18 protein-coding genes are annotated in these 19,956 nt (G+C 73.0%); 5 read left to right on the plus strand and 13 right to left on the minus strand.

Annotated elements, in window-relative coordinates; all coding sequences use genetic code 11:
- Positions 1-28 precede the first annotated feature (28 nt).
- From ACLQ23_RS24910 to aspS, 8 genes are all read right to left on the minus strand, one after another.
- Complete coding sequence (locus tag ACLQ23_RS24910) at positions 29-484, minus strand: DUF948 domain-containing protein (protein ID WP_355596779.1); 456 nt, start codon at positions 482-484, stop codon at positions 29-31.
- 159 nt (positions 485-643) lie between these two features.
- Positions 644-1,342, minus strand: coding sequence for a hypothetical protein (locus tag ACLQ23_RS24915; protein WP_355629272.1), 699 nt, complete (start codon positions 1,340-1,342; stop codon positions 644-646).
- Positions 1,343-3,801: 2,459 nt separating this feature from the next.
- The gene (locus ACLQ23_RS24920; RefSeq protein ID WP_425881185.1) at positions 3,802-5,340 is read right to left on the minus strand and encodes a replication-associated recombination protein A; all 1,539 of its coding nucleotides are present in this window, start codon (positions 5,338-5,340) and stop codon (positions 3,802-3,804) included.
- A gap of 75 nt (positions 5,341-5,415) precedes the next feature.
- Positions 5,416-5,628 carry a hypothetical protein gene (locus tag ACLQ23_RS24925; protein WP_007458297.1) on the minus strand — a complete coding sequence of 71 codons (213 nt, stop codon included), beginning with the start codon at positions 5,626-5,628 and terminating at the stop codon, positions 5,416-5,418.
- A gap of 108 nt (positions 5,629-5,736) precedes the next feature.
- A complete protein-coding gene (locus ACLQ23_RS24930; protein ID WP_355629255.1) occupies positions 5,737-7,035 on the minus strand; it encodes an MFS transporter in 1,299 nt (432 codons plus the stop codon).
- Positions 7,036-7,087: 52 nt separating this feature from the next.
- Complete coding sequence (locus ACLQ23_RS24935; RefSeq protein WP_425881186.1) at positions 7,088-7,687, minus strand: helix-turn-helix domain-containing protein; 600 nt, start codon at positions 7,685-7,687, stop codon at positions 7,088-7,090.
- Positions 7,688-7,760: 73 nt separating this feature from the next.
- Complete coding sequence (locus ACLQ23_RS24940; protein ID WP_425881200.1) at positions 7,761-8,573, minus strand: sugar nucleotide-binding protein; 813 nt, start codon at positions 8,571-8,573, stop codon at positions 7,761-7,763.
- A 124-nt stretch (positions 8,574-8,697) separates the two neighbouring features.
- Positions 8,698-10,503: an aspartate--tRNA ligase gene (aspS, locus tag ACLQ23_RS24945; protein WP_425881187.1), complete on the minus strand. Its 1,806-nt coding sequence runs from the start codon at positions 10,501-10,503 to the stop codon at positions 8,698-8,700.
- 154 nt (positions 10,504-10,657) lie between these two features.
- Here aspS and ACLQ23_RS24950 point away from each other — a divergent pair, with 154 nt between their 5' ends.
- Both ACLQ23_RS24950 and ACLQ23_RS24955 read left to right on the plus strand, forming a co-directional pair.
- Complete coding sequence (locus tag ACLQ23_RS24950; protein WP_425881188.1) at positions 10,658-11,392, plus strand: DUF998 domain-containing protein; 735 nt, start codon at positions 10,658-10,660, stop codon at positions 11,390-11,392.
- A gap of 130 nt (positions 11,393-11,522) precedes the next feature.
- Positions 11,523-12,146 (plus strand): DUF998 domain-containing protein, encoded by a 624-nt coding sequence (locus tag ACLQ23_RS24955; RefSeq protein WP_425881189.1) that lies wholly within the window; start codon positions 11,523-11,525, stop codon positions 12,144-12,146.
- Between the two features lie 67 nt (positions 12,147-12,213).
- On the opposite strand, the gene ACLQ23_RS24960 is transcribed toward ACLQ23_RS24955, so the two are convergent.
- Together ACLQ23_RS24960 and ACLQ23_RS24965 are read right to left on the minus strand one after the other, a co-directional pair.
- Positions 12,214-13,260: a S1 family peptidase gene (locus ACLQ23_RS24960; protein ID WP_355597536.1), complete on the minus strand. Its 1,047-nt coding sequence runs from the start codon at positions 13,258-13,260 to the stop codon at positions 12,214-12,216.
- 368 nt (positions 13,261-13,628) lie between these two features.
- The gene (locus ACLQ23_RS24965; protein ID WP_355597538.1) at positions 13,629-14,105 is read right to left on the minus strand and encodes a winged helix-turn-helix transcriptional regulator; all 477 of its coding nucleotides are present in this window, start codon (positions 14,103-14,105) and stop codon (positions 13,629-13,631) included.
- Positions 14,106-14,160: 55 nt separating this feature from the next.
- Here ACLQ23_RS24965 and ACLQ23_RS24970 point away from each other — a divergent pair, with 55 nt between their 5' ends.
- Positions 14,161-14,667 (plus strand): PaaI family thioesterase, encoded by a 507-nt coding sequence (locus tag ACLQ23_RS24970; RefSeq protein ID WP_355597540.1) that lies wholly within the window; start codon positions 14,161-14,163, stop codon positions 14,665-14,667.
- Between the two features lie 118 nt (positions 14,668-14,785).
- Here the strand turns inward: ACLQ23_RS24970 and ACLQ23_RS24975 are convergent, their stop codons facing one another.
- The 3 genes from ACLQ23_RS24975 to ACLQ23_RS24985 all read right to left on the minus strand — a co-directional run bounded on the left by ACLQ23_RS24975 (position 14,786) and on the right by ACLQ23_RS24985 (position 17,913).
- Positions 14,786-15,724: an acyl-ACP desaturase gene (locus ACLQ23_RS24975; RefSeq protein ID WP_355597624.1), complete on the minus strand. Its 939-nt coding sequence runs from the start codon at positions 15,722-15,724 to the stop codon at positions 14,786-14,788.
- Between the two features lie 77 nt (positions 15,725-15,801).
- On the minus strand, positions 15,802-17,130 hold the full coding sequence (gene hisS, locus ACLQ23_RS24980; protein ID WP_355597542.1) for a histidine--tRNA ligase: 1,329 nt from the start codon (positions 17,128-17,130) through the stop codon (positions 15,802-15,804).
- Between the two features lie 72 nt (positions 17,131-17,202).
- Positions 17,203-17,913: an MBL fold metallo-hydrolase gene (locus tag ACLQ23_RS24985; RefSeq protein ID WP_355597544.1), complete on the minus strand. Its 711-nt coding sequence runs from the start codon at positions 17,911-17,913 to the stop codon at positions 17,203-17,205.
- Positions 17,914-18,178: 265 nt separating this feature from the next.
- On the opposite strand from ACLQ23_RS24985, the gene ACLQ23_RS24990 reads away from it, so the two are divergent.
- Together ACLQ23_RS24990 and ACLQ23_RS24995 are read left to right on the plus strand one after the other, a co-directional pair.
- Positions 18,179-19,051 (plus strand): peptidylprolyl isomerase, encoded by an 873-nt coding sequence (locus tag ACLQ23_RS24990; protein ID WP_425881190.1) that lies wholly within the window; start codon positions 18,179-18,181, stop codon positions 19,049-19,051.
- 59 nt (positions 19,052-19,110) lie between these two features.
- Entirely contained in the window at positions 19,111-19,950 is an 840-nt protein-coding gene (locus tag ACLQ23_RS24995; RefSeq protein WP_355597548.1) for a peptidylprolyl isomerase, read from the plus strand.
- The last annotated feature ends 6 nt before the right edge of the window (positions 19,951-19,956 follow it).

Genomic DNA, 19,956 nt, shown 5'->3' on the forward strand with positions numbered 1-19,956 from the left:
GTCTCGCTACCTCCTGCTGGCCGGCTGCTCAGCGGTTACCGCGCCGAGCGGCCCGCCGCTGCTGCTTGATGGTGTCGCGTACCTCGCGCTCGGTCTCGGCATGCCGGCGGCCAGCGGCGGCCTTGCGCACGCTGTAACCGAACGCGGCCACCTTGACCAGCGGGTTCGCGGCCGCGGCGGAGACCACCGTGGCCAGGTTGGCGACGTTGGCGGTGACGTTCTGCGCGTGGCTGGTCATGGTGTCGACCTTGGCCAGTTGCAGGTTCACACCGTCGAGCGACGTCTGCACCTGCTCCAGCGCGGTGTTGACGTTCTTCACCGTGGTGTTCACGTCGCCGAGCAAAGGTGCGGTCCGATCGTTGAGGTCGTTGATCATTCGGGTGGTGGCGTCCACCGTGTGCCGCAGCCGCAGGATCGGCAGCGTCAGGATGAGCACCAGCACCGCGAACGCGCACGCCGCGATCAGCGCCGCGACCTCTCCCATGTCGCTCACGCCTGTCCTCCTCATACAGAATTCCGCAGGATCCGACGTCCCCGGAACGCACCACCACGGTGCCCACGCCGAACCACCGAGCCGTCGCCGGTCAGCGGTCGCGGGCGGGCCCGTCAGCCCCAGACCCTACCGTCCGTGATGGAGACCGGCTCAGGACGGTGAGGGTGTCAGGTCGCTGAGCGGATCCCCGCTGACCGTCGGGAACGGATCCTCGCCGGTCAGTGACGGGTCGGTGGCGGGCTGCGGTCTGGTCCGTTCGTCGTCGATGGCGTTGCGTACCTTCACCGACACCAACGAGCCGGCACACTCCCCCGCAGCGGCCGATTCCTCCGGCGACGGCACGACCGCCGGCTCGCCGTCGACAGGTGGTGGCACACACGTCGGTTGACGCACCCACAGGTCGAGGGTCAACTCGTCCTGCCGCCAGCACGTGTAGGTGCCCTTCGTCTCCTGCTCGGGGCAGCGACTCACCTTCCACGGCTGCCAGCCGTCCTGACGCAGGGCGTCCTCGTACACCTTCGCCGTCTCCTCGGGCGACTTCTCCGAGGTGACGGTGCGCTCACGGAGCCGGCAGTCGAGCAGGCACCAGCGGCTGCCGCTGACGTCGTCGACCGTCTTCGTGGCGGCCCACGCCGGCACGTTGAGCTGGTCCAGGTTGTCGAAGACCGGGTCCCGGCTCAGCGTACGGACGCCGAAGAAGAGCGGCACCGCGCCGAGCAGCACGACGCTGACCAGCACCAGCACCGCCGCGCGCAGCCGACGTCGCTCGCGCAACTGCCGGCGCAACTCCGACCGGGCGCCCGGGGCGGCCTCGTCGTCGTCGGGCGTGTCCGGACCGGCCGTACGCAGCGGCTGGCCGCCTGCCGGTTCGGAGCCTGGGCGGTCCGCCGGCCCGGTCACGGCGGGCACCGCGGCGGCGGCTCGGGCCACGCCGACGGGCTCGCCGGGGCGGCCGGGCGGCGGCACGGGGGCGACGCCGCTGGGTTCGGGACGGCCGGCGTCGCGGTGCGGCGGCAGGGCACGCCCGGCGGCGCGGTCCGCCGGGCGGACCGGAGCACCACCGCGCGCCGCCACGGGCGACCCGGGACCGGCGACGGGCTCGCCACCTGTGCGGGCGTCGCCGACTGGCGGGCGGGCAGCACCTCGGGCCGGACCGTCGGGACGGGAGCGCGGCGGGCCGTCGGTACCGCCGCCCGGCGGCACAGCGCCACGGCCCGGCCCTTCCGGCCGGGAACGCGGCGGGCCGTCCGGACCAGCACCGGGCGGCACAGCGCCACGGCCTGGACCATCCGGGTGCGCGGCACCTCGGTCGAGCGCGTCGATTCCGGGGCGAGGCGGTCCGTCCGGGCCACGGCGACCGGCGGCCGGAGCGTCGCCGGGGCCGACCCGCGCCCGACCGCCGGGCACGGCGGCGCGGGCGCCACCCCGTGCGGGCGCGCCACCGGGATTGGCGTACGGGTCGTCGCCGGGACGGGCACCGGGGGGTCCGTCGACGCCGGGCTGGGCGTGAGGCCGGCGTCGACCGGCCGGATCCGGGCCGGGCGATTGCTCCCCGGTGGACTCCGCCGGGCCGGGCCGGGCGACGCGACCAGTGGGAGCGGGCGCACCCGGGTCAGGTGGTGGCCCGACGGGCCGCTGACCGGCAGTGCGTTCCGCAGCCGGGTCCGGCACGGCGAGCGGACCTGTGGAACGGCCGGTCAGATCGCCTGCGGACGGCGCCGGACGGCGCTCGGCGGGCCTGCTGCCGGCCGGGGCAGGCGCACCCCCGCCACGCCGGTTGACCACCGGCAGGCCGGGATCGGTGTGTGGCAGCCGGCCGGCCTGACGCAGCCAGTCCGCAGGCCGTTCCGGGCGGTCCGCCCGGGGCTCACCGCTAACCGGAGGGCGTCGGCCCTGCTCGTCGGTGGTCGCCCGCCGGCGGCCGGCACCCTCGGTGGGTGCGGTCCCTCCGCGAGCGGGGCCAGCCGGCGTGGCACCGGTCGACGCCGGACCGGTCGGCCTGGCACCAGGCTGCGCCGGACCGGGCTGCACTGGGCCGGACTGCGTTGGAACGGGCTGCCCGGGGCCGGGCTGCGCCGGACCAGCTTGCCTAGAACCGGACTGCGCCGGACCGCGCTGGCCCGGGCCGGGCTGCGCCGGTCCGGGTTGCTGCACAGTGCCGGGGCCGGACTGGGCCGCACCGGGCTGGCGCACACCTGGCTGCCGGGCGCCCGGCTGCGCAGCGCCGCCGGGTTGCGCGCCGCCGCGCGGCACACCACCTTGCTGCCGAACGCCGGGCTGCGCGCCGCCAGGCTGAACGGCGGACGCGGGCGGCACCGGCGGCGCGTTGCCCGAGCGAGGCACCGCTGCTTCCTGCTCGTCGGCGGCACGGCGGCGGCCGGTGGCCGGGCGGGGAGGACCGGAGGGCTGCGGTGCCCCCGGGTCCGCCGGGCCGGGACGACGCCGGGCCGCGCGCGGGTCACGGTCGATCGCGGGGTCGGGTCGTGGGCCGTCGGCGGCCTGTGGCACCACACCGGGCGGCGGACCGTCGTTGGTCGGTGGACGGCCGGGCGCGGCGGGTTCGGGGCCGGGCCGACGGTTCGGTGGTACGGCGTCCGGTCGGCGCGGTGGCGGCATCGTCTCCGCCCGGCCGGCCAGTACCGCGGCGTCCGGTCGGCGACCGGTCGGGGCACCAGCGCTCGGTGGGCCGACAGGTGGGCCGGGCGGCGCCGACGCCGGACGAGGCCGGGCCGTGCCGGTGGGAGCCCCTGCCGGCGGGAGCGGCCCGGGTGGGCCAGCCGGGTCGCCGGCGGTCGGGCGGGCTGCGGGAGGCGGCGGTCCGGCGGCCCGGGGACCGGCGCCGGGCACCGGCTGTGCGCCACGCGGCGCCGGCTGGCCCTGCGCCGGGGTGCCGGGACCTACGACGCGGGGACGCTCGGCCGGGGCACCTGGACCTGCGGCGCGGGGACGGTCGGCGGGTGGCCGCTCGTCAGGGCGACGAGCCTGCGGCGGCTCACCCGGCCAGGGGCCGTCAGTCGGGCGCCGCGCGCCGGGGCCGTCCGGGTCACCACGGCGTGGAGCGGGCGGCGCGTCCGGCGGCGCAGGCGCACCCGCGCGTGGCGGCACAGGTTCGGCCGGTGCGCCGTCCGGGCCCAACTCGGTGCGTTGCTGCTTGGCCGAGCGCAGGTCGTCGATCCAGCCGAACTCCTCGCCGGCCACCGGCTCCTCCGGCTCGGCCTCGGCTCGGCCCCGACCCCAGCGGCGGCCCTTGGCGCGGGGATCACGCCGCTCGTCCGGGCCCTCGTCCGGGCGATCCGCACCACGCGATCTCACTGTTGACCCTCTCCTGCGGCGTCAGTGCCGCTGTCCTGCGTCGTGCTGGGACCGCCCGTACCCATGGTCGGGCGACCGTTCTCACCGGCAAGCGCCGATGGGGCGTGCGCCGTTACGGATGCCCCGGCTTTCGGTGCCTCCGGTCGGGCGGGTGGCGTCGGCAGGCCGCGCACGATCCGGCGCAGCAGCGGCAACCGGGTCGCCACCGACCGCTCCGCCCCGTGCGGGCTGGGCTGGTAGTAGTCGGTGCCCACCAGGTCGTCGGGGACGTACTGCTGGGTGACCACGCCGCGCTGGTCGTCGTGCGGATAGCGGTAGCCGGTGCCGTGGCCGAGCCCTCGGGCGCCGGCGTAGTGGGCGTCGCGCAGCCCGCGCGGCACCGGGCCACCCTTACCGGCCCGTACGTCGGCGATGGCGGCACCGATCGCCGTGGTGGCCGAGTTCGACTTGGGCGCGGTGGCCAGGTGGATCACCGCCTGGGCCAGGTTGAGTTGCACTTCGGGCAGCCCGACGTACTCGACGGCGTGCGCGGCGGCGGTGGCCACGCTCAACGCGGTGGGATCGGCCATGCCGACGTCCTCGCTGGCGAAGATGACAAGCCGGCGGGCGATGAACCGGGCGTCCTCACCGGCGACGAGCATGCGGGCCAGCCAGTGCACGGCGGCGTCCACGTCCGAGCCGCGCATGCTCTTGATGAACGCGCTGACCACGTCGTAGTGGGCGTCGCCGTCGCGGTCGTAGCGCACCGCCGCCACGTCGACGGCCTGCTCGGCGGTGGCGAGGTCGATGCGCCCGGTGCCGAGCGCCGTGGCGGAGGCAGCCGCCGCCTCCAGCGCGGTCAGCGCCTTGCGGACGTCACCGGAGGCGAGCCGGACCAGGTGGTCCTCGGCCTCGGGCTCAAGGGTGAGCGTGCCACCGAGGCCGCGCTCGTCGGTGACCGCCCGGCGTAGCAGGCCGCGTACCGCGTCGTCGTCGAGCGGTTGCAGGGTGAGCAGCACACACCGGGACAGCAGCGGGGAGATGACCGAGAAGTACGGGTTCTCGGTGGTGGCGGCGAGCAGCGTGACAGTGCGGTCCTCGACGGCGGCGAGCAGCGAATCCTGTTGGGTCTTGCTGAAGCGGTGCACCTCGTCGATGAAGAGGACGGTCTGCGGGCCGCCGGAGCGGCGCTGGCGGCGGGCCGTCTCGATGACAGCGCGGACGTCCTTGACCCCGGCGGAGAGCGCCGACATGGCCACGAACCGGCGGTCGGTGGCCGCCGCGACCAGGTGCGCGATTGTGGTCTTACCGCTGCCGGGCGGTCCCCAGAGGATTACCGACAGCGGGGCGCCGCCGGAGACCAGTTGCCGCAGTGGCGCGCCGGGGGCGAGCAGGTGGTCCTGGCCGACCAGCTCGTCGAGGGTCGCCGGGCGCATCCGGACGGGCAGGGGCGAATCGTCTGCTACCGGAGTGAAGCCGTCGACACCGGCGGGACCCTCGGGCGCGCTGCGCGGCCCGGTGGGCGCACCGAGGGAGAAGAGGGCGTCGGACTCCATCACGAAGACAGTACCGGGCCCGGCCCACGACGCCGGAATCGCGCTGCGGGCCGGGCCATCGATGATCGGTTCCGGTCAGCCACGGCCGGGGCGACGACCCCGGTACCAACGGCCCCCGCCACCGCCACGCGGGCCGCTGCCCACGCCGGCCAGGTAGAGCGAGAGCAGGAGCAGACCGATGAGCACGAGGGTGTTCCAGTTGAACAGGTCCGGCGCGCCGAAGTCGGTGTTGAGCAGGTCGAGCAGCAGGGCGAAGCCAAAGACGATGGCCGCGAGAATGGCGAGCATGTCGGTCCTCCGGTGGGGGTTCCCAGTAGGTCGGCGCGTGATGTACCCAATCGGTCGACTCGTCAATCTCCACCGTGGATCAGCCATGCCGTCGCCCAGCCTGGCCCCCTATGGGCTGGTCGGTTGCTCGGCGGGCACGGCAACCGGAGCCGTGTCGGCCGACGGGTCCGCAGGCCGGCGGCTGGCCCGCCAGGCCGGCAGGTAGAGCGGGGCGGCCACGGCGAGCACGACCGCACCGACGAGCATCGCGGCGGTGACGCTGACCCGGTCGGCGAGCGCGGTGAGCACGACCGCGCCGACCGCGAAGCCGGGCTGGCCCATCATCGAGTTCAGCGAGATCACGCTGGTCCGGTACGGGCCGTCGACCTGGCGGTGCAGCAGACCCATGTGCACCGGGTTGGACGCCCCGTGGATGCTGTAGCAGGCGAGGTAGGCCACGAGCACCCCGACCGGGCCTGCGAACAGACCCATCCCGACCACAGTTGCGCCCTGCAGGATGCGCAGCAGGGCGGCGCTGGGCGCGGCGCCCAGCCAGCGCAGCAGCAGCGGGGTGAGGGCGGCACCGGCCGCGCTGGCCAGCCAGGCCGCCGAGTTCGCCGGTCCGAGCAGCGCCGCCGCCCGGTCCGGATCCCCTACCACCTCGGCGAGCCGGACCGGCAGCAGCGACTCGAAGGTGACCATGCCGAAGCCCCAGAACAGTTCCACCGCGACGAGGGCCAGCAACACCCGGGAACGGCGCAGCAGCCCGAACGACTGGCCGATCATCCGGGGCGCCTCGACGATCGAGGCCCGCAACGCCCCAGCCCCCTTGGCCGGGCGGACCTCCCGCAGCAGTGTCACAAGGGCGGCCAGGGCCACCACCTGGAAAGCCGCGGCGACGAGCACCGGGACGGTGAGCGCGCTGACCGGCCCGATCGGGCCGAGCGCGATCAGGCCGCCTGCCAGCAGCGCGCCGGCGGCGATGGCCACGCCGATCACGGTCCCGGCGTAGCCGAGACCCGGCTCGTACTTCGCCTCCGGGTCGGCGGCGAGGGTGGCGTCGACGTACCAGGACTCCAGTGGACCGCTGTCGAGGGCCCGGAAGACCCCCTGCAGGGCCCAGACCAGCACGAAGACGACGAACGAGTCGGCGACCGCGAAGATCAGCAGGGAAGCCAGCCCGAGTGTCCAGGCCACCAGCAGGACCGGCCGGCGGCCGAGGGCGTCGGCGAGGCCGCCGGTGGGCAGCTCCAGCGCCAGCACGACCAGCCCCTGGGCCACGGTGACAAGCCCGATCTGGGACAGCGACAGGCCACGCTCCTGCATCAACAGGACCATCACCGGAATGATCAGGCCGCTGGGCAGCCACCGCAGCCCGTGCAGGAGCAGGAACCGCTGCCGGACCTGACGTACGGTCAGCGCGCTCACTGCGCGTCCTCTGTTGACGCTTGCGAGGCCCGCAGGACCGCGCTCCTCGCGCTCACCACCGCTCGTCCAGCCGTGGGATGCCGGCCAGGAACACGTGCACCGGTTTGACGTCGCCGCCGTCGGCCACGGGCTCGTCGCGGTGGCGCATCAGCACCTCCCACAGCTCGTCGTTGAGGGCCCGCAGCCGGGCCGGGTCGAGCGGCAGCACCAGGTCACTCATGCCGGCGGCGTCACGCCAGGGCCGGGACTGGTGGTGCTCGACGGCCATCCACCTCTCGTACAGCTCGGCCATGACCCGTACCTGGTCAGCCTGGATCCACTGCACAGCGGCGCGGGCGTCCGGGTCGTCGTCGAAGTCGGTGGGCTCGAAGTTGCTGATGTCGTGCGCGGCCTGCCACCAGCGCTGCCTGCCGGTGCCCCGGTCGGGGTCCTCGGTCACAAGCCCCACCTCGGCGAGTTGGCGCAGGTGGTAGCTGGTCGCACCGGTGTTGGTGGCCAGCTTCTCCGCCAGCGCGGTGGCGGTCGCCGGGCCGTCGACCCGCAACGAGCCGAGCAGCCGCATGCGCAGCGGGTGGGCCAGTGTGCGGACCTGCCGGCTGTCCAGATGAACGCGACGCGCCTCGACAGGGCTGTCCGGCGAAGGGGTCTCCATGCCTGCACAATATCTGTGCACACTTTCTGTGCACAAGAGGTATGCACAGAAAGTGTGCAACCGGAGCAGGGACTCAGGAGGCCAGAAGTTCGCGGACTCCCCGCAGTCGGGTGCGCAGCAGACCCGTGGCGCGGGAGCAGTCCAGGCGTACCTCGGTGGGGCGGACCACCCCGGCGGCGCCGCCGGTGGTGGTCTTCAGCGCGGCGGTGTCCAGGCCGAACCGCCCGGCCACCAGCAGGCCCAGCTCGGCCCGGCTGACGGCGTCGGGGCCAGCCACGTTCAACAGACCGGCGTACGACGAGTGGGCCAGTTCCAGCACGGCGTCGGCCAGGTCGGTGACGTCGACCGGGCAGCGGGTCTCGTCGGTGAACAGCACTGCCCGGCCGGCGAGCGCGTCCCGGCAGAGCTGGATCTGCTTACTGCCCGCCCCCACGATCAGCGAGGTACGCACCAGCGCCGCGCCCGGGTCGATGGCCCGCACGGCGGTCTCCGCCGCCGCCTTCGCGGCCCCGTACGCGTGGATCGGGGTGGGCACGTCGTCGTCGAGGTACGGCGACGGCCGGCCGGCGTGGAGCGCGTCGCTGGACATGTGCACCAGCCGGGCACCGGCCTCGGCGGCGGCGACGGCCACGTGCGCGGTCCCGTCGGCGGTGACCGTCCAGTCGTCGTACCGGTAGGGGGTGCTCACCACGGCGTCGGGGCGCACCTGCGCGACAAGCGCGCGCACGGCGGCCCGGTCGGTCACGTCCAGACGCCGTGCGGCCACACCCGGCACCTCGATTCCACCGGAGTGGAAGGTCCCCACCACCGAACACCCGGCGTCAACAGCCCGCCGACAAACCTCCCGCCCCAGAAACCCACTACCGCCCACCACAAGCACCCGCATGATCCCCGCCCCTCCCCCACCCACGGCGATCATGAGGTTAGCGGGGCGACGCGCCGAAGCACGCCCCCGTCAACCTCATGATCACCGCGCGGAGCGGCGGGGGCGGGACGGGGCAGCGGGACTGCTAGACCGGGTCGGCTACTGGGGCTGCGGGGCCGGCGGTGCCGGTGTGGGGGGTGGCGGCCGGCTTGGGCTTGGCGTCGATGCCGGCTTCGGTGCGCTGCTGGGCGGTGATCGGCGTGGGCGCGCCGGTCAGCGGGTCGAAGCCGCCCCGGGTCTTCGGGAACGCGATGACCTCGCGGATGGAGTCCGCGCCGGCCAGCAGCATGCAGACCCGGTCCCAGCCGAACGCGATGCCGCCGTGCGGCGGGGCACCGTACTTGAACGCCTCCAGCAGGAAGCCGAACTTGTCCTGCGCCTCCTCCGGCGTGATGCCGAGCAGGTCGAAGACCCGCTTCTGCACGTCACCCCGGTGGATACGGATCGAGCCGCCGCCGATCTCGTTGCCGTTGCAGACGATGTCGTACGCGTAGGCGAGAGCGCGGTCCGGTGCCTCCTCGAACCGGTCCACCCACTCGGCGTTCGGCGAGGTGAACGGGTGGTGCACTGCCGTCCAGCCACCCTCGTCGGTGCGCTCGAACATCGGCGCGTCGACCACCCAGCAGAACGCCCAGGCGCTCTCGTCGATCAGGCCGGCCCGCTTGGCGATCTCGACGCGGGCCGCGCCCAGCAGCTCCTGCGCCTCACGGGTGTTCGTGCTGGCGGCGAAAAAGACCGCGTCGCCCGGCTTGGCGCCGACCGCGTCGGCGAGCCCACCCAGGTGCTCGGCGGAGAGGTTCTTGGCCACCGGCCCGCGCGCCTCGCCGGTCTCGGCGTCCAGCACCACGTACGCCAGGCCCCGGGCGCCGCGCGCCTTGGCCCAGTCCTGCCAGCCGTCCAGTTCCTTGCGGGTCTGCGACGCACCGCCGGGCATGACCACCGCGCCGACGTAGCCGCCCGCGTCGATCGCCCCGGCGAAGACCCGGAACTGCGTGCCGCGCAGGTAGTCGGTCAGCTCGGTCAGCTCGACGCCGTAGCGCAGGTCCGGCTTGTCGGAGCCGTACCGGGCCATCGCGTCGTGCCAGGTGATCCGCGGGATCGGCCGGGTGATCTCGTGCCCGGCCAGGTCCTTCCAGAGCGCCGAGACGATCGCCTCGCCGAGGTCGATGACGTCGTCCTCGGTCACGAAGGACATCTCGATGTCGAGCTGGGTGAACTCCGGCTGCCGGTCGGCGCGGAAGTCCTCGTCGCGGTAGCAGCGGGCGATCTGGTAGTACCGCTCCATGCCGCCGACCATCAGCAGCTGCTTGAACAGCTGCGGCGACTGCGGCAGCGCGTACCAGCTGCCGGGCTGGAGCCGCACCGGCACCAGGAAGTCACGCGCGCCCTCGGGCGTCGAGCGGGTCAGCGTCGGGGTCTCGATCTCCAGGAAGTCCCGCTCGTGCAGCACGCCCCGGGCGAGGTGGCTGGCGCGCGAGCGCAGCCGCAGCGCGTTCGCCGGGCCACTGCGCCGCAGGTCCAGGTAGCGGTACTTGAGGCGGATGTCGTCGCCGGCCTCGACCTGGTCGTCCACCGGCAGCGGCAGCGGCGCGGCCTCGGAGAGCACCTCCAGCTCGGTGGCGGTCACCTCGATCTCACCGGTGGGCAGATCCGGGTTCTCGTTGCCCTCGGGGCGGCGGGTCACCTCGCCGGTGACCTTCACGCAGAACTCGTTGCGCAGCGCGTGCGCGTCCTCTTCCCGGAACACCACCTGGACCACGCCGGAGCCGTCGCGCAGGTCGACGAAGATGACGCCGCCGTGGTCGCGCCGGCGGGCCACCCACCCGGCCAGCGTCACCGTCGAGCCGGCGTCCGTCGCGCGCAGGCTTCCGGCATTGTGGGTACGGATCACGGCTGGCAACTCCTCATCGTGGAACAGTCCTCACCGGCATTCTGTCAGGGGCGGCCGGTCTCCTTCGGGGGCACCCGGCAGCCCGTGGGGATTCGCTGGTGGGCGGACGGGCGAACCGTGCTCGGCGGCCCGGCGTATTGGTTAACGTGGCGAAATGCGCGCCGTACCGAACTGGGCCGTCGCCACGGCGGCTGCCGCGCCCGTGCTGCTGGTGGCCGGTTGGACGGTCGCGGAGAGCAGGCAACCACCCGGGTACGACCCGGTCCGGGACACCATCAGCGAGTTGGCGGGGCAGGACGCCACCGACGCCTGGATCATGGTCACCGCCCTGGTGCTGCTGGGCTGCTGCTATCTGGCGGTGGCCGCCGTGCTGCACGCGGCAGGGCTGCCCAGCCGTTTCCTGCTCGCCGTCGGAGGTGTGGCCACTATCGCGCTTGTCGCCTTTCCCCGGCCGACGGTCGGCGGCTCGCTGAGCCATGGCATCGCGGCGACGGTTGCCGTCCTGGCCCTGGCGCTCTGGCCGGCCGGGTCGGCGCTGCGGCTGCCACGGGGTCGGGACAAGTCGCATCCGGCGGCGCCGCAGCCGCCGTGGGCGTTCCGTCGAGCTGTGGGGCTCGGCGCGACAATCGTGCTGCTGGCGCTCTTCGGCTGGTCGGCGTTCGAGGTGACGAGCGGGTCCCGGACCGGGCTTGCCGAGCGGGTCACGGCGGTGGCGGTGGCGCTCTGGCCACTGCTTGCGGTCCTGTCGGCCCGGCGGGCGCACCTCAGCTGGGCCGCCGGTGGCACCACCACCGTCGGTCCGGCCCTGCCGCTGACCGGCGTCGTGACCCCGGATCCGCTTCGCCCACCGCCCGGCTCCACCGCGCGGCGGTCCGATCCGCTGCCGTGAGCCGCGCCTGACCTCTGTCGGGCCGGGCCAGCCACCGGCCAACTCCGACCGTCGGGGTGCTGCTCGGGCTGGCGCGTCCGGCCGTCCGCGCACACGGTATCGCCGCCGGCCGCACCGCTACGATCACGCGATGTCGGTCGTTCCCCGCTGGGCCCTGCTGTCAGCCGGCAGCGCGCCACTGTTCCTCGTCGGAGGCTGGACTGTGGCGCAGGCCGCCCAACCGGACGGGTTCGATCCGATCCGGCAGACCATCAGCGCGCTCGCCGCCACCGACGCGGACCACCGTTGGATCATGACGGTCGGGCTGGCCGGCCTGGGGCTCTGCCACCTGGTGACGGCGCTCGGTCTGGTCACCGCCGCACCGGCGGGCCGTGGGCTGCTCGCACTCGGCGGGCTTGCCACAGTGGTGCTCGTCGTCTTTCCGCAGCGCCCGGACGGGTCGATCACCCACGTCGTCGCCGCAGGTGTGGCGTTCGGGGCGTTGGCCGTGTGGCCCGCCCTGGCCGTGCCCTGGCGGACGGCGCGGCCCAAAGCCCTGGAGCAACCGGACGGGACGGCTCCGAGCGGACCGGCCCGCTGGCCAGCGTTCGCGGTGACGGCGCTCCTGCTGGGGCTGCTCGGCTGGTTCGCCGCCGTGTTCTTCACCGACGGCGCATGGATCGGACTGACGGAGCGGCTCGTGGCGGCCGCCGAGGCGGTCGTACCGCTGGCCGCCGTGCTCGCCGCGCTGACCCGCCGCCGGCCGCTGCCCTGACCCGTCACGGACCGGGACAGCGAACGGGCCGCCGGAGTGCTCCGGCGGCCCGCTTGCGGTACGAGGATCAGAAGACGCTGACGCCGTAGCGGCTCAGGGCCTCGGTGACGGGCTGGAAGAAGGTCGTGCCGCCGGTGCTGCAGTTGCCGCTGCCGCCGGAGGTCAGGCCCAGGGCGGTGCCACCGGCGAACAGCGAGCCGCCGCTGTCGCCCGGCTGGGCGCAGACGTTGGTGCGGATCAGGCCGGAGACCGAACCCTCGGCGTAGTTCACAGTGGCGTTGGTCGCGGTCACCGAGCCACTGCGAAGCCCGGTGGTGCTGCCGGAGCGCTGCACCGACTGGCCGACAGAGGCGTTGCCCGAGCCGGTGATGTCCCGGAAGCTGCCGTTGTAGAGCGAGACGTTGCCGGCGGCGTTGGCGGAGTTGTTGTGCCGCACGATGCCGTAGTCGTTGCCCGGGAAGCTGGTGCCGGTGCGGGTGCCGAGCAGCGAGGTCTGGGCGGAGTTCGAGTACCAGCTCGCCGAGATGTTGGTGCAGTGCCCAGCGGTCAGGAAGTAGTAGGTGCTGCCGCTGCGCACGTTGAAGCCGAGCGAGCAGCGCCCGCCGCCACCGGCGTAGATGGCCTGGCCACCGGAGATCCGGGTGCTCAGCACGCCGGCCTCGGCCTCGACCCGCACGGCGCCGTTGGCGCGCGCCGCGGCGGCCTTGACCCGCTCCAGCTTGGCCCCGGTGACCGTGCTGTCCACGGAGACGACGACCTGGTTGGTGACCGGGTCGCTCCACCAGGCGGTGCCCGGGATCTTCGCCGAACGCTCCAGGTCGGCGGTGGCGCGGTTGAGTTCGGCGGCCCCGCGGGTCACGTACTTGACGGTCGCCCCGGCGTTGCTCACCTTCCGCGCCGCGGCGGCGTCGGTGACGGTGACGACGGTCTTGCCGCTGGCGTCGATGTACGAGCCGGCGGAGCGGTCACCAAGCTCGGCGGAGAGCGCGGCGGCGGTGTCGGCAGAGGCGGCGGGGGCGGCTTGGGCGGGGGCGCCGATGAGCGAGCCGACGACCAGGGTTCCGCTCACGGCGACGGTCGCCGCAACGCGGAATGAGGACCTCGTGGGTCGCATGTAACAAACCTCCTGGGCGGGGGAGTACGGGTCTCGCCGAGGGCGGCTGACCCGAGGGCAACCCAGCCGATCTGGGGAAACCGGCTGAGTGAACTGAAGTATTCACATACTTAAGATCATTGACAAGACTTGGTTTCGCCCGAATTCGTCGACCTTCACCGGTCACATCGCCGCAACACCACTGACACGCTGACGGACAGGCACCGTCACACCGAAAGAGCCCTCGGATCCGTTTCGGACACCCTCGGCCGCCGGGCGCGTTTGCCGCCACAACCGATCACCCACGGGCAGCGCCGTCTGCGAAGCAGCCTCGGCCGCCCGCCGCCCCCGGCCCGGCGCGACGGCGCGGCCCCGGCGGCGATCCGGCGTCAGGGGGTACGGCGGCGCGCTCCCGGGCCAGGGCGGGGCAGCACGTCGCGGGGTTCGGTCACCTCGTGCCCCTCGGCGCAGCGCAGCTCGACGCGTACCTCGGCACCGCAGTCGCGGTGTGCCACCCGCAGGGGCGAGCCCTCCGGGTCGGCGAGGTACCGGTCGCCCCACCCGAGCACGGCGACCAGCACCGGCCACAGAGCCAGACCCATCTCGGTCAGCCGATACTCGTGGCGTACCCGGCTACCCGGCTCCCGGTACGGCTCGCGGCGCAGGACGCCCCGCTCCACAAGCACGGCCAGCCGGTTGGTAAGCACCTGACGCGGGATCCCGGTGCGTACCCGCATGTCGTCGAAGCGTCGGATGCCGTTGAACACCTCGCGGAGCACCACGAGCGTCCACCGCTCGCCGAGGATCTCCATCGCGCGGGCGATGGTGCAGTTCTCCACCGACCAGTCCAGTGCCGCAGGCGTCATCCGCCCAGGCTAGGTCTTGTTGACAGACTCAGCAATCGGCTGCGAGGCTGCGTCCATGACACAGACCCAGGAGCCGGCGCGCAGCCGTACCTTCACCTGGTCGGACCCGGCGGCCAACGCCGCGCAGGTGGGGCGGCGCAGTGGCATCGAACTGCTCCGCGCGATGATCGCCGGAGAGCTGGCCGGGCCGCCCGTGATGGACCTGATCGACATGGGGCGGATGGAGGCCGACGAGGGCCGCGTCGCCATCGAGTTGATCCCGCAGGAGTTCCACTACAACCCGCTGGGCACCGTCCACGGTGGAGTCATCTCGACACTGCTGGACACCGCTGCCGCCTGCGCCGTGCACACCACGCTGCCGGCCGGCGTCGGCTACACCTCGCTGGACCTGAACGTCAAGTTCCTCCGCCCGGTCACCGTCGACAGCGGCACGCTGCGCTGCGAGGGCACCGTGCTCCAGCGTGGCCGCCGCACCGCCCTGGCCGAAGCACGCCTCACCGACACCGACGCCCGCCTGATAGCCCACGCCACAAGCACCTGCCTGGTCTTCCCCCTGCCCTAACCCTCCCCACCCCCCACCCCCGCGATCTTGCACTTTCGGTCGCCGAAACAGGCGCATTGCACCGATTCGCGGAGGCACAAAGTGCAAGATCGCGGAGCCGCGGGGCGGAGCGGGGAGCCTAGGCGCGGGACGCGAGACGGGCGGCTCGGGCGTCGCGCTTCTCCTCGAAGCGGCTCGCTGCGCGGTCCAGGTCGTCGAGCTGGGTGGCGAGCTGCTCCCGGGCGGCTTCGCCGTCGGCGTTCAGGCCGGTCACGTTGAACACGTCCCACTGACGCAGCACCGGCTGGAGCACCTCGTCGCGGTGCTGGCGCAGGTCGTAGATACCGGCCAGGGCGATCGCCACCGACTTGCGGGCGAAGCCGTCGATGCCGTTGCCGGGCATCTGGAAGTCGGCCACGACGTCGGCGACGGCCCGCATGGCCTGGCTCGGCGCCAACTCGAACGCGGCGGCGAGCAGGTTGCGGTAGAAGACCATGTGCAGGTTCTCGTCGGCTGCCACCCGGGCCAGCAACGCCTCGCAGGCCGGGTCGCCGGTGGCCTTGCCGGTGTTGCGGTGCGAGATGCGGGTGGCAAGCTCCTGGAACGAGACGTACGCCAGGGAGTGCAGCACCTCGTCGTCGTGCACGTTCACGTAGCCGGCGGACATGTGGGTCATCCGGGCCCGCTCCAGCGCCACCGGGTCGACAGCCCGGGTGACGGTCAGGTAGTCGCGGATGGCGGTGCCGTGGCGGCCCTCCTCCGCGGTCCACCTGTGCACCCAGGTGCCCCACGCGCCGTCGCGACCGAACAGGGTGGCGATCTCGTGGTGGTACGAGGGCAGGTTGTCCTCGGTCAGCAGGTTGACGATGAGCGCCGTGCGGGCGACGTCCGGGATCGTCGAGTCGGTCGGCGACCACGCCTCACCATTGAGCGGCCCGTCGAAGGTGCGCCCCTCGCTCCACGGCACGTACTCGTGCGGGAACCACTCCTTGGCCAGCGAGAGGTGGCGGTCCAGGTTGCGTGCGACAACCGGCTCCAGCTCGACGAGGAGTGCGGTCTGGCTCAGTGTGGTGCTCATGGTCACGAGAAACTCCCTACGGTGGCGTAACTTACGCTACCGTAGGTCCCCGCGGCTCTGCGCGCCAGTGGTGAGACTCAGTTGACTCTCGGCGTACGGTCCTCGACGGGCGGCATCCACTCCCCCGCGTCGGCCGCTACCTGCTCACCTGAGCGAATGTCCTTGACCTCGTCGGGCGCGTCGTCGACGCCCGGGAACCAGACGTACGGGATGCCGCGCCGCTCGGCGTAGCGGATCTGCTTGCCGAACTTCGCCGCGCTGGGCGACACCTCGGTCGGCACCCCGCGTCGCCGCAGCGCCTCGGCCACCCGGTTGCTTGCCGCACGCTGCTCCTCGCCGGTCACCGCCACCAGGACACAGGTGGGCACCGAACGGGAGATCGACAGCTCGCCCGCGCCGAAGAGCAGCCCGAGCAGCCGGGTCACCCCGATCGAGATCCCCACGCCGGGGAACGAGGTGGCGCCGAGAGTGGCCAGGCTGTCGTACCGACCGCCGGAGCAGATCGAACCGAAGCGCTCGTAGCCGTGCAGTTGGGTCTCGTAGACGGTGCCGGTGTAATAGTCGAGCCCCCGGGCGATGCGCAGGTCGGCGACGCACAGGCCGGGCGAGTGCTCGGCGGCGGTCTCGACGACCCGGACCAGCTCCTCGATGCCCTCGTCGAGCAGCGGGTCGGTGACACCGAGGGCGCGTACGGCGTCGGCGAACGACGCGTCCGGCGCGGAGATCTCGGCAAGCGCCAGGCACGCCTTGGCCTGCGCCTCGCTCGCACCGGCGGTCTGGGCCAGCAGCTCGGCCACCTTCGCCGGGCCGATCTTGTCGAGCTTGTCGACGGCACGGAGCGCCGCCTCCGGGTCGGTCAGCCCGATCCCCCGGTAGAAGCCCTCGCAGACCTTGCGGTTGTTCACCTGGATGGTCACCGGCGGGATCGGCAGCGAGCGCAGCGCGTCCCCGATCACCAGCGGGATCTCCGCCTCGTGGTGCGGGGCCAGTGTGTCCCGGTCGACGATGTCGATGTCGGCCTGCACGAACTCCCGGTAGCGCCCCTCCTGCGGGCGCTCCCCCCGCCACACCTTCTGGATCTGGTAGCGGCGGAACGGGAAGGCGAGCTTGCCGGCGTTCTCCAGCACGTACCTGGCGAACGGCACGGTCAGGTCGAAGTGCAGGCCGAGCTGGTCGTCACCGCCGCCGCCCTCCGCGTCGGCGTGCAGCCGCCGGATCACGTACACCTCTTTGGAGGTCTCGCCCTTGCGCAGCAGCTGGTCGAGGGGCTCCACCGCGCGGGTCTCCAGCGGCGCGAACCCGTACAACTCGAACGTCCCCCGGATCTTGTCGAGCACGAACTGCTCGATCATCCGCTGGCCGGGGGTCCACTCCGGGAAGCCTGAGATGGGCGTGGGCTTGCTCATTGGCGTACTCCTTGCGGTTCCGCGCCCGCGGCGCGGTGGTGTCGTGGGTCCACGAGCGGCGCGGACGTTTCTTTAGAGACCCCGGGTGGGCGCGGCGGGCGCCGACCCCGCCACCTCGATGAGGTACGGGTTGCTGGCGCGCTCGCGGCCGATCGTGGTGCTGGGACCGTGCCCGGGCAGGACGACTGTGTCGTCGGCCAAGGGGAGGATCTTGTCGCGCAGGCTGTCGAGCATGGCTGGCATGCTGCCGCCCGGGAGGTCGGTGCGGCCGATCGACCCGGCGAAGAGCACGTCGCCGGAGAGGCAGATCTCGTCAGCCTCCCAGCCCGAGCCCGCGCCGGGCAGCCGGAACAGCACCGACCCGCCGGTATGGCCCGGTGCGTGGTCGACGGCGATCTCCAGGCCGGCGAGGGTGAGGGTGGCGCCGTCGGTCAGCTCCGCCACGTCGTCGGGCTCGCTGTAGCTCAGCCGGCCGCCGAAGAGCGAGGTCAGGTCGGCCGACAGGCCCTTGGCCGGGTCGGCGAGCATCTCCCGGTCGCCGGGGTGCACGTACGCGGTGATGCCACGGGCGCCGCACACCGGGGCGACCGAGAAGGTGTGGTCCAGGTGCCCGTGGGTCAGCAGGACGGCTGCCGGGTGCAGTCGGTGCTCGGCGAGCAGCGCGTCGAGCTGGTCGAGCACCCCGATGCCGGGGTCGACCACGACACACTGCTCCCCCGGCGCGGTCGCCACCACGTAGCAGTTGGTGCCGAAAGCGTCCGCGGGAAAGCCGGCCACGAGCACGGGCGCTGTCCTTCCGTCGAGCTGTCGTCCTGCCCAGCAGCCTAACCGGCCCGGCGAGCGGGTTCGCCGCGTCCGTCCCTGGCGCCCTGACGGGCACAGTGACAGCCTCCGATAAACGCTGCTCGGGACGGGGTGGACCTCGTACACCACATTCCCAGTCGCTAGCCGTACACTCTGGCGGGCGTGTGGCGCGGCACACGAAACGCCGGATGGGCCGGGACACCCGGCCGTCGGCGACGACCAGGCAGAGGAAAGGGGAGCACTGGTGGCTTCCAGCAGGGACCGGCAGCGCAAACTGGCGCGGGCCAAGCTCGACCGGCAGTTGGCCCGGCGGGCCGCCGCCACGCGGCGCCGTCGACAGATCCAGGCCGGTGTCGGTGTCTTCCTGGTCCTCGCGTTGGTCGTGGCCGGTTCGGCCTGGGCACTCGGGGCGTTCGACTCGGAGCCGGAGCAGAAGACCGCAGCGCAGGACACCTGCGTCTGGACGCCGCAGGACGCGACCGCCAACACCAACCTCAAGGACGTCGGCATGCCGGCGACCAAGGACCTGCCCACCGAGGGCACCCGCGCGATGACGGTCACCACCAACCAGGGCGCGCCGATCACCGCCGAGCTCAACCTGGCCAACTCCCCCTGTGCCGCGGCGAGCGTCGCCCACCTGGCGAGCCGGTCGTTCTACGACAACACCGCCTGCCACGAGATCACCGCCGAGGGCGCGCTGCGCTGCGGCGACCCCAGCGGCACCGGTCTCGGCGGGCCCACCTACTCGTTCTACGACGAGGACGTGCCGACGGCGCCCTCGGCCAGCCCGGCGCCCGGTCAGCCGTCGACGTACCCCAAGGGGACCGTCGCGATGATCTCCAACCCGCCGGGCAACAACGGCAGCCAGTTCCTGATCTTCTTCAAGGACTTCACCACCGCGGAGCCGAAGTACCCGGTGATCGGCAAGGTCACCGGCGGGCTGGACGTGGTGGAGAAGATAGGTGCCCTGCCGACCGTGGACAATGGGACCGGGGCGCAGGTCAAGCCCAAGTCCGACGTGGTGATCCAGAGTCTCACCGTCGGTGAGCCGGTCACCGGTGCGGCACCGTCGCCGTCGTCCGCCAGCGCCCCGGCCAGCAGCCCGAGCGCGGGCTGACCGGTCGTCCCCACCCACCCGAGCGGCACCAAGCAGCAGACAGCCAGGAGGATCCAGGCGTGACGTCCACCAGAGAGCGGCAGCGCGCGGCGGCACGCGCCCGGCTCGAGAAGGAGATGGCCGAGCGCGCGGGCAGGGCCCGTAAGCGCCGGCAGACCCAGGCGATCATCGGTGCGGGGGCTGCCCTGGTTCTCGTGGTCGCCGGCACCGCCTGGCTGGCCATGACCCTCGGCGGCGACGACGACAAGACCGACACGGCCGCCTCGGCGCCCGGCTCGGCCGAGTGCGCATTCACCGAGGTGCCCGCCGACCAGCGGACCCCGCAGATCAAGGACGTCGGGTTGCCCAGCAACCAGCAGTCCGCCACCGGCGTGCAGACCATGACGATCGACACCAACCTGGGTCCGATCACCGCCAAGGTCGACCGGTCGCTGTCGCCGTGCACGGCGGGCAGCTTCACCTACCTGGCGGAGAAGAACTTCTTCGACAACAGCAAGTGCCACCGCCTGGTGACCGAGGGCATCAAGGTGCTCCAGTGCGGTGACCCGAGCGCCACCGGCAAGGGCTGGCGGGACACCGACGGCACCGGCGGCCCGAGCTACCGCCAGGCCGAGGAGAACCTGCCCACCGACAAGCGCCCGCCGTACCCGGAGGGTGTCATCGCGATGGCCAACTCCGGCCAGCCGGGCAGCACCGGCAGCCAGTTCTTCATCGTGTACGGCGACTCGCCCCTGGACCCGGCGTACACCGTGCTGGGCACCATCACCGGCGGCATGGACATCGTCAAGGACGTGGCGAAGGCCGGCGACGACGGTGCGTTCGCCCAGCAGGCCGGTGGCGGTCACCCGAAGAAGGAGATCGTCATCAAGGACCTCACGATGAGCAACCCGCAGGGCTGACACCCT

Origin of the sequence: Micromonospora sp. DT41 (genome assembly GCF_049841715.1) — a bacterium.
GTDB lineage: Bacteria > Actinomycetota > Actinomycetes > Mycobacteriales > Micromonosporaceae > Micromonospora > Micromonospora profundi.